The organism is Comamonas sp. MYb69, from assembly GCF_037479315.1.
GTDB lineage: Bacteria > Pseudomonadota > Gammaproteobacteria > Burkholderiales > Burkholderiaceae_C > Comamonas.
This window is the reverse complement of the sequence record NZ_JBBGZG010000025.1, coordinates 1-10,493: the sequence shown is the minus strand read 5'-3', so window position 1 is coordinate 10,493 and position 10,493 is coordinate 1. Positions and strand designations below refer to the sequence as shown.

Here is a 10,493-nt window from a genome sequence, read left to right as displayed (position 1 = left end):
CTTTACCATTCAGTTCGGAGACCGCATCTCCATCAACTGAAGCCCGTCCCGTTTACACAAAATATCGGACACGCCCACTGGCTATTCCGACATCAAGCTGCTCTACGCGACCGCAGGACCAACGCAGACACGTCCACCACCATCAACGACAGCAGCGGCTTCTCCCACAGCTCGCCAAACAAGCTGCGCATGCGTTGCCACGAGTTCAACGACGCCATTGTAAACAATTGCAAGCATTGCTGTGTTCTCACGAAGCATTGTAGTTTTTCAGCATCTTGAAGGTTGACTTGCCATATTTGTTTCCATACGATGAATTGAAATTTCCTCTGATGCAGATCAATATTTCAGCAAATTAATCGAACGAACTATGAGAATCCTGTTGAAAAATTCTCCGCGTTACCGCTTTGCAAGCCCATTGATGCGAGGGTTGCTGGCAGCAGGATTGCTTAGTGCGAGCACTGCCTGGGCCGGTACTTGGAATATCAACTATACGCCTCAGCAGACACCGAATTCTTCTTTTTATACGTCTCCACCTTCAGCTTCCTCACTTACACCTGTGATGGCGTTCAGTCCGCCTACAGGCATGAAACTTGGCGTTTATTTCTCTTGCAATGGTGGTGCCTTTACGCCTGACCCAGCAGCAGGGGTTTATCAACAGGTTAATAACCCAAGCGGTGGATTCATCGCATTCGATAATTTAGGGGCTAGTCCATCGGCGGTCGCGATCAATGTCACACCGGATACTGTTGGGGGCGTGGCTAATTGCGAGCTTGAAGCTTTCCCTACATATTATGATGTAGTGACGGGCGACTCAGCGCAGGTAGAGGACGTGCCTCACGCTGGATATGTGAGTAATGCACAAGGTTATGATCAGAGTGGAGATCCTTCTGCACCAAGCTATTATGCGTGGGTGTCGGAGATGCTCGTTTTTCACTCGGAGCCGATCATATCAATTCCAAGCATTGAGTCCGGCCCCATTAGTGACTCGGGGTCTGTTACCAGCAACTTATTCATCAATTCGAAGACTACCACGGCTACTGTTACGTTCGAGTTGACTAATGCGCAGGCCACAGACAGCACCATCACTTTCATGGTGACAGAAGTTCCTCAATCTTATTTGGGTGGCAGTTATGACCCTGTATCTGAGGGCTATTTACCCGCTTATGGGAATTCCACACCAATTACGGTTACTATCCCCGCCAATCAAACTAGTATCGTTGTGACTTTGCCCGCCATCTTGCCAGGATCGCAAGTCATTATTAACCCCACCACCTATCCGGGAGCCATCGATGGCACACCTGTTTTGGATCAGTTGACGCCCTTGGTATTTAGAATGATGGGTAACCATGGCGATCCCGAGCCATTGGTTTATGTAAAAGGTATTCCTGGTTCAGACCCTGCAGCTCAAGTCGTCCCAACTAACCAGATTAGCTTCAGTGTGAAGTTGAATGTGCCACCACCGCCGAATGTTAGCCTAAGTTGCCTCCCATCCGAGATTTTGGACTCAGACAACCAGTCCGCGACCTGCACCATTTCATCCGATGTGGCCGCAGGCACTGCTGGTCTTCGGGTCAACTTGAATCTGCCGCAATCCAATCCACGATACTCCACCGATTGCCCTAACCCGATCATCATTGCTTCGGGCGCAACCGCAGCAAGCTGCAAAATAACTGCCACGTCCAATATGGTCGCAGGCGACGGCAATGTGACAGCAGCGCTTTCTCTGGCGGCCCCTACCAATGCGAACGAATATGTAGTCACAGGGTCTGCCGCCCAGGTGCTGGTCAAGGATGACGATGTCGTCACGCCACCAGACCCATCTGTTACGCCTCAGCCTGTGCCGACCCTTGGGGGTTGGGCATTGGGACTTTTGAGTGCCTTGTTGTTCGGATTCGCATCCATTCGACGCTCTGCTTTTGGCGTTCGGGAGTGACCATCAAGCCTGAGATACTCTCGGGCTCTCAATTTTTCTGATTCAGCTTATGTTTTCCTCGCTATTGCACGCCAAAACGCTATTGTCCAACTGTCTTTTGGTGCCGGTGGAGCACATTGGCGATGACGCCAATGTGGGCGATCTTCGGGATGTCGACAGTTTGATGTTCGAAGGAATTGTGATTGAAATCGAGAATGCCACTGGGATGCCGGTGGATGTGATGGATTTGCTGCAGCTGAGAACAGTTCGAGACGTAGCGAAGCTATTGGATGGTCAGCCGTTGAACATGGCTGATTGATAGCGACAAATACACGCTGATGGATCCTTCCGATATCTGCAATGAGTTGTACCACTTAGCACGTACCCAGCCTGGTATTTCGTCTTTGCATCGTCTCAGTGATCGCAGAGTCTGGATTGTGCAGCATCCCTCAGATGCCCATCACATTCTGAAGGCAAATGCGGACAACTGGCCCAAGCATATGGCGTGGATGCGTCAAACGCTGGGGCCGTCGCGCATGTCGGAGAATCATGGCGCCTGGGTGTTTCGCAGGCAGCTTACACAAACTCATTTCAACCGCTATGACGTTGTCAAAACGGTTCGTGCATCGCGCCAAGCCTTTTCGGAGGCTTTACCACAACTGATTGCACAAACGGCAACCGCTCCGCTCTCAGACCATTTGCTGCGGGAGATGACACTGCGGATTTTTCTGGATGTGTTTTTTGATGTGGATTTGCGCGAGACAAATATCAATTCAGAGCATCTGTTTCGATTGTTGGAGATGAGTTCTCAGTATGCTTTTATTCCTCCTGGTGACCTGACGGGGGATGAGCGGCGGCACCACGTAAGCCAATTGAACGCCGCCAAAGCACGGGTAATGCAAGATATGAGCGTATTCAGGCAACCCGAATATGCCAATAAGCCTGTCATTCGAGAGATGCTGGCGGCCGAGTCGGTCACCCGTGGTCAGCCTGATCGTTTTGTTTTGGAGCAGGAGCTGATCACCTTGCTGGCGGCAGGTTCGGAGACTAGTGCAAGTACCTTTGGGTGGGTTTGTTACTTGTTGGCTCAGCATCCTGACGTGCAGAAAATGCTACGTGATTGTGAGGACTCCTCGCCAATGCTCGATGACTTCCTGAGTGAAACGTTGCGGCTGTTTCCCGCCAACCCGATATTGAGCCGTCATGCTGTGTCCCATGATGTTTTCAGTGCTGGCGCGGTTCAGCCTGGCGACGTTGCCTTGGTTTCCTTGGTGGGACTTCAAATGCATGGTGTACGCCGCGACAAACCGTGGCAGCTTGAAATGGCGGCGTCTCGCGAGTTGCATAATCGAGCGGAAAGTGGTTTGGGTACGGCCTTTGGCGTGGGTGAACGGGTTTGTGGCGGACGTCTGTTTGCAATGACGGAGATGCGCACGCTGCTTCATGCGTTGCTCGGCCGAACTGAAGTTCACCCAACGGCCCACGAACCACTCGACCAGCCACTGGATATGCAGTGGTGTTCTCTCATGGTGCGACGTGGTGGTCACCGTGTACGCATTCAGCCTCTTATGTCTCACTGATGAATTCACGATTGCAACCGCTATCCCCTGAGCAACACTTGGGCATGGGCCTGCGTACTGACAAAGACTGGACGTTTTGTCAGACCTTGGATGCGGCGCCCATAGCCTTGACAGAGTTCGCGAACATGGTCGGCAGCCAGCCCATTGTTTTTTCAATCGGGCCAATGCCCCAGCCGCTTGCCATATTCGGAATGCAGCCAGGCAAGAATGATTTCCTAGACTTGCAGCATCAATGGCCTGCGCACTATACGGTTCCTAACGTACTTCTGCATCACCCTTTTTCGATTGCGCAAGATCAAGACAATCCAAAGAGAGCCGTGATGTGTGTGGATACGACGGCTTCCCGCTTCGTGCCATTGGAGGATGATGAGTCGGCTTTACCCTTGTTCACGTTCGATGGCCGTCCGACGCCCATGCTATCGGGAATCACGCAACAGCTGGGGGCGCATTGGAGCGCCTTGCAAGAAGCCATTGCATTCGGCCAAGCCTTGAACAAGGCGGGTTTGCTGGAAGACGTGTGCGGGAACGTCCGCCTGTCAGATGGTTCAACTCACACAACCCGGACCTTTCGCCGCGTGAATGCCTCGGCGTTCCGTGCTTTGCCGGAAGCTGAGCTGACTCGCTGGTTCCGCCAGGGTTGGACTGATGCCATTGCTTTGCATCTGGCCAGTTTGAATCGCTGGATGCAGTTGTTTGAAAGGCACCAACGCTCAAACCTAGTGATGTCGCCAAAGGCGCATGATGGTGAGTAACTCATCCTATTCAAAGATCAGTTGCCTCGCGGAAGCGTTGGAGTATGCGGCTAGCAGTTCGGCAGGGCTGCGTATTTTTGATGCTCGCGGCAACCTGACAGCGAAAATCAGTTATCAAGATTTGTATCAGGCTGCGCGGATGCGGGCGACGCAATTGCAAGGGTTAACAAGGAAATGGCCCCAGCCTGCAGTGATTGGATTGATTGCCCAAACCAGCTTATCCTTCATCACTGATTTTTTCGCTTGCCAATTGGTGGGGCTTCTGCCGTGCCCATTGCCTCCCCCCCCGGTTGCTTTGGGGTTGGAAGCATATGTGCGGCGCACCAGGCAATTGCTGGCTGCTGTTCAAGCGAGGATGCTGCTGTTCGACTCCATCCATGCGCCTTTGCTGGATTGGTTTGAGCGTTTTGCACGCTCAGATGATCCAAATTTGCAACTGATCAGGAGTACATCGTTGCCCGTACCCGACGAGTCGTTGACGTCGCAGCCTCTGAAGGGTGATGCCGCTGCCTACATACAGTTGTCATCGGGCACCACTCATGAGCCCAAGGGCATTCAAATCTCTCAGCACGCCGTATGTCACAACCTCAAGGCGATTTTGCATGAAGGGCTGCAAATCAAGTCTTGTGACCGGGCTTTTTCGTGGCTGCCACTCCACCACGACATGGGGCTAGTGGGGTTTCTATTGGCTCCTTTAATGGGTGCCGTACCGCTGGATTTGCTGCCTCCTCAGGCCTTTGCACGTCGTCCGCAAATATGGCCGAACTTGATGGCGAAATTGGGCAGTACGGTGTGCTTTGCCCCTAGCTTTGCCTGGGGCCTTGCGGCCGACAGAACCTCTCTGGAGGAAGCGCAGCAGTTGCGTTTGAACTTGCGTATTGCAGGTGTTGGTGGCGACATGGTGCGTGCTCACGACCTGAATCGATTTACCAAGCGCTTTGAAGCTAGCGGATTTGCTCCCCAGAGCTTTCATCCCTGCTATGGTTTGGCTGAAGCCACATTGGCTGTCAGCATGGGATCATCGAATCCCGACGCCTTGGATCGACTCAGCAGTGGTAAGCCCCTGACGAATTGGGAGATCCGCATCGTGGATGATGCCGGAGCGTCCCTTCCTGCGCTGAAGTCGGGACACATCCACATTCGTGGACCTGCGTTGATGACAGGGTATTGGCAGGAGGGCCTGCTATCTCGTTTGTCGCCTCAAGCGTGGTTTCGAACGGAAGATTTGGGGTATCTCACTCCATCAGGAGAATTGGTTGTGACTGGACGCATGCAATCACTCTTGCTGGTTCGTGGTCGCAACGTCCATGCGGAAGCTATTGAGTCAGCTATCTGCGAAGATCTTCAGCTACCCCATGGGACAGTGATGGCCTTCCAAGAAGAAAGACCTTTTTCGGCTGGGATTGTCATTGCGGTGGAGTGTGGGTCAAAGGATCAGGCACTGCGACAACAATGGACTGAGGCTGTAAGGAAAATAGTCTTTGAAACGTGTCAGGACGCTGCTGAAATTCTGCTTGTGTCCCCTCGAACTGTGAAGCTAACGACATCTGGAAAGATTGCGCGACAGATGACGTTAGAACGATTAAGCGACCAACGCCAATGAAAGATTCTGTTCAATCTTCGATCGCATTGAATGCGGCAGGTGCTCGGCTTGATCTCTTGCAGCCCAATGAAGTCCCTTCAGACTGGTCTTGGTTACGCCCGGAGACTTTGGCCAGCTTGAATATGGCATTTCCCTTGTCCGCGGCGGATCAGATCCCAAAGTTGCTGACACAATCCGGCATTCAATTTTGGGGCATCAATGTAGATGGGCGATTGCGCGCCCTGTATCTATGCAGTAATCATTTACAGCATCAGGTTACACGCATTGCATTTATAGCACTACCGCACGCCCGCGGCCTGAAGCTCCTCACTCAAACTTTCGGGCAACTGGCGGACAGGCTATTGTCTGCTAGTTCTCCAAAATTGTCTGTTTACTTGCTTGGCTGTGAAGTGAGGAGATTGTGGCCCTTGCTTCGGGTTAACAGGCATTTTTTTTTGGAAGGTCGGTTACGTCAAGTTTGGCATCCTGCACTACAACGCAACGAGGACGTGTTCGTTCTGTCTGCGCTAGGATGTGGCTCGAAACCGCCATATGGTTCGCTATGGCTAAATGCGAGCGCTAAAGCAAGTCGTCGATTTTTCAGTAGTTGGACGGTGGATCAGTCAATCACCAATTTACCTGAAAGACCAGCTCGAGGGAGTACTCTTGTCGACGCATCTGGATATCAGTTGCGGACATTAACGGCTAAAGATGCCAATGAAACGCTGGTGCATTGGCTTAATTCCCCCCGGTTGATAAGCAGCATGAATCTGCCGCGATTCAATTACAGCTTGGCGAGTGTGCGTGCTCTGCTGGCCAGTTTTGACCGTCAATACAATCAATTCATTGGAGTGTACAGGCACGGAAGTGATCAGCTCATTGGCTTTTATACGGTGTTGGTGGACGAGCGTGCCCGACATGCTCAGTTGGCGTTATGCGTTTACCCTGTCGATGTACCAGCAGTACGCATTATGGTTGACACAATTACGCCATTAACCGATAGTTTTTTTGAGCGTTTTGCCATTCAGAAAATCACTGGCAATGTTCTTGTCACCAATAGACGAATGCTTCTCAGCTTATCGTACAACTTCACCTTTTTGCTTGAGGCTGTGCTCCGCCAAGAATGTGAAGGCGACCATAGTCGCATCGATGTAGCGGTGTTCTCGACGTTTCGAGACCATGATCTTCGTCCTAAAACAGGTCATTTCATGTTGTCAAAGGGGGATGAAAGCCCATAGTCAGATAGACAAACTCCGTCTATCTGTGGCGATTCAACTGCTCAAAACGCACCAATGCCTGGTCTTTGGGCTACCGACCTATTGAAATGTCGTCATGAGCGGCAGCAATCGCTGCGAAACTGAAGCGGTATTGAGCAAATGGCACCCCCATCGATCATTTGCTGGATTTGCGCAGTAATGGAGGCGCTAGTTGCGACCAAGAGGCGGTCACCGTGTGATGCCGCTCGTGTTAATAGGCACCCATATACTCGCGTTTGCCGATCGCGACACCGTTGTGGCGCAAGATGTCATAGGCAGTAGTCACATGGAAGAAGAACTGCGGCAGACCGTAGTGGAATAGATATGTACTCGCGGTCAGTTTCTTTTCCTTGGGCGTGCCGGGGCGCAGTACGATTTCACGGTTTTCGCGGAGATCAAATTGCTCGGGCTTGAAAGTTTCCAGATGGGCCAGCGCCTTGGCGATCAACGCTTGAAGGTCGGCCCGTGTCGGGCCAAGATGGCACTTCTGCACCAGCGAGGCGGGAGTCGATGCCCTTGGAGAAATCCGAGGCGATCTGCACCTGACGTATCAGTGGAAACATATCGGGAAACAGCCGCGCCTGCAGCAACGCATTTGGATCGAGATTGTTAATTTCCATGCAACCCTGAGCCGGCATTTCCATCTAACTTTGATCCACCCTCTTTGCAAGCCTGGAAGGCTTACGTTGTGGATAAGTTCTTGGTTCTCTCCTTCTTGGATTGTGCCGGCAGCGCCGAGCTGTTCTTGAAGCGGAAGCTGTCGTTGCCAGTCTCCAGAATATGGCAATGGTGCGTGAGCCGGTCCAGCAGCGCTGTGGTCATCTTCGCATCACCGAACACGGTGGCCCATTCGCTTAAGCTTAGGTTGGTCGTGATCACAACACTGGTTCGTTCGTAGAGCTTGGACAGAAGGTGGAACAGCAAGGCACCACCAGACGCGCTGAATGGCAGGTAGCCCAGTTCGTCGAGGATGAGCAGATCGGCGTACATGAGCCGCGTGGCGATCTGCCCCGACTTGCCTTGCGCCTTCTCGACCTCCAGTGCATTGACCAGTTCGACCGTGGAGAAGAATCGCACCCGGCGATGGTGATGCTCGATGGCTTGTACGCCGAGCGCCGTGGCCAAGTGGGTCTTGTCTGTGTATTGACCCAGCAGTTTCTGCACAGTCGAGCGGCTAATGCGCAAGCTGGGGCTACGCGGGGTGATGCGAGGCAAGGTCGTGCGCACCACCATCGGGGATGCCAAAGTGCCATGCCCGATGGACCGCGTCAACCGCCAGTTCCGAGCCGAGCGTCCGAACCAGTTATGGGTCAGCGACTTCACCTACGTTTCGACCTGGCAGGGCTGGTTGTACGTGGCCTTTGTCATCGACGTGTTTGCCAGGCGCATCGTGGGCTGGCGGGTGAGCAGTTCAATGCGCACGGACTTCGTGCTCGATGCACTGGAGCAAGCCCTCTATGCCCGGCAGCCTGAGCGCGATGGAAGCCTGATATGCCACAGCGACCGCGGGTCGCAATACGTCAGCATTCGGTACTCCGAACGACTGGCTGAAGCGGGCATAGAGCCTTCCGTGGGCAGCAAGGGCGACAGCTATGACAACGCCTTGGCCGAGACCATCAACGGCCTCTACAAGGCCGAGTTAATCCATCGCCGCGCGCCATGGAAAACAAAGGAAGCCGTGGAGTTCGCCACGCTCGAATGGGTGTCATGGTTTAACCACCATCGCCTGCTCGAACCCATTGGATACATCCCACCTGCGGAAGCTGAGGCAAACTACTACCGGCACCTAGCCAATCAGAACACTGCTGTGGTGGTCTGACTTAAACCAAACAGCCTCCTCGAAACCCGGGGCGATTCAATTAGCACGCTTCCATGCATTCCGATAAGCGGCCCTTCCTTCGTCTGGCCATTTCCTGACTACGTACCTACTGCGAGTACTTCAAGGAGTTGTGAATGAACGGTTGCGGTTCCCACAGCAGCCATCAGCTCGCAATGCGTGAAAGACTGCATTCGCTGCACAGCGGTCATCAGCTGACGAGGTACGGATGAGGACAGGGCTTATTCATGAGTAGCGATAGCGTACTGTCAGTAGTCCTCTGGCTGCCTGACAGCTACCGTCAGTTGCTCACATGAAACCTGTCATTGGCTAAACGCCCGCGTCGATGTGCTGTGAAGGTCGGTTATGGGTGGGTAGCTCAAGACATCAACTGGGTCGAAGCAGATGTAGGGCACTTTGAAAAGTGTTGGTATTTTTGTTGGTGTCTTTTGATGGGTTCTCAGTACAGTCGTGATTTTATGCGGGATGAGACGATTTTTTAGATCCCCGCCAGCGCCTTTTTTGTGCTCTGCCAGAGCAGCACCAACCCGCCTGCGGAGTCGCAGCGCGGGTTTTTTGTTGCCTGTTGCCTGGTTCCTGTTGGGTGCTGCTGGCGTGCAGGTGTTGGCTTGCGCCGCTGCAGATCGGGCTGCGTTCCCCGGAGGGGTGTTGCGCAGCAGTGGCTACCAGGCCTTTGCGTGCCGCTGGTCGGGCATTGCGATGTGTCTCTGCAGGCGCCAAAGAGGCCCCATGTGCGCCATCGCTGCGACGGATCGCCCAGCCTTCGCACGATTTTTTGAAAAAACCTGGCCGATTCGTCCGAGGTGCCCAAAAACCGCCTACAATACGCAGCTTAGCGGCTGTAGCTCAGCTGGATAGAGTACTTGGCTACGAACCAAGGGGTCGTGGGTTCGATTCCTGCCAGCCGCACCAGTTAAGAGCCTCGAGATTCAGGTCTCGGGGCTTTTTATATAGAGTGAAGCATTGTTTTCGGGTTTGTTCGGGTTGCGTCCCTTGAAGAAATTTGCGAGAAATCGGAAGTTTCTAAAAACAGCCAAAAATGATGCTACAATCTAGTTCTTCTTCGGAGGGGTGCCCGAGTGGCTAAAGGGGGCAGACTGTAAATCTGTTGGCTTACGCCTACACTGGTTCGAATCCAGTCCCCTCCACCAGAAATGGTTGAAGAAGAAAGCTTTGCAGCAATTGCGCTTCTGGCGCGGTTGATGCGGGAGTAGTTCAATGGTAGAACCCTAGCCTTCCAAGCTAATGACGCGGGTTCGATTCCCGTCTCCCGCTCCAGTCTGCAGTAAAGCGATCCTGTTGCAATTTGAAAAAATTGCCCATGTGGCTCAGTGGTAGAGCACCCCCTTGGTAAGGGGGAGGTCGGCAGTTCGATCCTGCCCATGGGCACCATATTTAAGTGCGCACGGTTCTTGTTGCGCTATATCCCATTAGGTTTAGGTTTTTTCGGAGTCTAGAATGGCAAAAGGAAAATTCGAGCGCACCAAGCCGCACGTGAACGTGGGCACCATTGGTCACGTGGACCACGGCAAGACCACGCTGACGGCTGCTATCGCAACCGTGCTGTCTGCCAA

General features: G+C 53.1%; 7 protein-coding genes, 4 tRNA genes and 3 pseudogenes. 12 read left to right on the top strand and 2 right to left on the bottom strand.

Annotated elements, in window-relative coordinates; translation table 11 throughout:
• Window positions 1-367 precede the first annotated feature (367 nt).
• The 6 genes from WH303_RS23705 to WH303_RS23680 are packed head-to-tail and all read left to right on the top strand — an operon-like array spanning window position 368 to window position 7,064.
• Window positions 368-1,933, top strand: a complete 1,566-nt coding sequence (locus tag WH303_RS23705; RefSeq protein WP_339521313.1) for a hypothetical protein — start codon at window positions 368-370, stop codon at window positions 1,931-1,933.
• Window positions 1,934-1,982: 49 nt separating this feature from the next.
• Window positions 1,983-2,231 (top strand): acyl carrier protein, encoded by a 249-nt coding sequence (locus WH303_RS23700; RefSeq protein WP_339521312.1) that lies wholly within the window; start codon window positions 1,983-1,985, stop codon window positions 2,229-2,231.
• Between the two features lie 19 nt (window positions 2,232-2,250).
• Window positions 2,251-3,492, top strand: coding sequence for a cytochrome P450 (locus tag WH303_RS23695; RefSeq protein WP_339521311.1), 1,242 nt, complete (start codon window positions 2,251-2,253; stop codon window positions 3,490-3,492).
• A complete protein-coding gene (locus WH303_RS23690; RefSeq protein ID WP_339521310.1) occupies window positions 3,492-4,244 on the top strand; it encodes a SapC family protein in 753 nt (250 codons plus the stop codon). The genes WH303_RS23695 and WH303_RS23690 overlap by 1 nt, the downstream gene beginning before the upstream one ends.
• The gene (locus WH303_RS23685) at window positions 4,231-5,847 is read left to right on the top strand and encodes an AMP-binding protein (protein WP_339521309.1); all 1,617 of its coding nucleotides are present in this window, start codon (window positions 4,231-4,233) and stop codon (window positions 5,845-5,847) included. Before WH303_RS23690 ends, WH303_RS23685 begins: the two co-directional genes overlap by 14 nt.
• Window positions 5,844-7,064 carry a GNAT family N-acetyltransferase gene (locus WH303_RS23680; RefSeq protein WP_339521308.1) on the top strand — a complete coding sequence of 407 codons (1,221 nt, stop codon included), beginning with the start codon at window positions 5,844-5,846 and terminating at the stop codon, window positions 7,062-7,064. Before WH303_RS23685 ends, WH303_RS23680 begins: the two co-directional genes overlap by 4 nt.
• A gap of 229 nt (window positions 7,065-7,293) precedes the next feature.
• Here the strand turns inward: WH303_RS23680 and WH303_RS23675 are convergent.
• Both WH303_RS23675 and WH303_RS23670 read right to left on the bottom strand, forming a co-directional pair.
• Window positions 7,294-7,690: pseudogene (locus WH303_RS23675) on the bottom strand (DUF1993 domain-containing protein); the annotation flags it as partial.
• Between the two features lie 73 nt (window positions 7,691-7,763).
• Window positions 7,764-8,231 (bottom strand): annotated as a pseudogene (locus WH303_RS23670) (ATP-binding protein); the annotation flags it as partial.
• Between the two features lie 10 nt (window positions 8,232-8,241).
• Here WH303_RS23670 and WH303_RS23665 point away from each other — a divergent pair.
• From WH303_RS23665 to WH303_RS23640, 6 genes and pseudogenes are all read left to right on the top strand, one after another.
• Window positions 8,242-8,901: pseudogene (locus tag WH303_RS23665) on the top strand (IS3 family transposase); the annotation flags it as partial.
• An 853-nt stretch (window positions 8,902-9,754) separates the two neighbouring features.
• A tRNA-Arg gene (locus WH303_RS23660) sits at window positions 9,755-9,831 on the top strand.
• Between the two features lie 153 nt (window positions 9,832-9,984).
• Window positions 9,985-10,070, top strand: a tRNA-Tyr gene (locus WH303_RS23655).
• A 53-nt stretch (window positions 10,071-10,123) separates the two neighbouring features.
• Window positions 10,124-10,197 (top strand) — tRNA-Gly (locus WH303_RS23650).
• 39 nt (window positions 10,198-10,236) lie between these two features.
• A tRNA-Thr gene (locus WH303_RS23645) sits at window positions 10,237-10,311 on the top strand.
• 66 nt (window positions 10,312-10,377) lie between these two features.
• A partial coding sequence (locus WH303_RS23640; RefSeq protein WP_244273727.1) for a GTP-binding protein occupies window positions 10,378-10,493 on the top strand: 116 nt, incomplete at its 3' end.

What these genes read in the sequence shown, in the direction of transcription:
- WH303_RS23705 (WP_339521313.1), top strand. Translation starts at nt 368, where the DNA reads ATGAGAATCCTGTTGAAAAATTCTCCGCGTTACCGCTTTGCAAGCCCA.
- WH303_RS23700 (WP_339521312.1), top strand. Translation starts at nt 1,983, where the DNA reads ATGTTTTCCTCGCTATTGCACGCCAAAACGCTATTGTCCAACTGTCTT.
- WH303_RS23695 (WP_339521311.1), top strand. Translation starts at nt 2,251, where the DNA reads ATGGATCCTTCCGATATCTGCAATGAGTTGTACCACTTAGCACGTACC.
- WH303_RS23690 (WP_339521310.1), top strand. Translation starts at nt 3,492, where the DNA reads ATGAATTCACGATTGCAACCGCTATCCCCTGAGCAACACTTGGGCATG.
- WH303_RS23685 (WP_339521309.1), top strand. Translation starts at nt 4,231, where the DNA reads ATGATGGTGAGTAACTCATCCTATTCAAAGATCAGTTGCCTCGCGGAA.
- WH303_RS23680 (WP_339521308.1), top strand. Translation starts at nt 5,844, where the DNA reads ATGAAAGATTCTGTTCAATCTTCGATCGCATTGAATGCGGCAGGTGCT.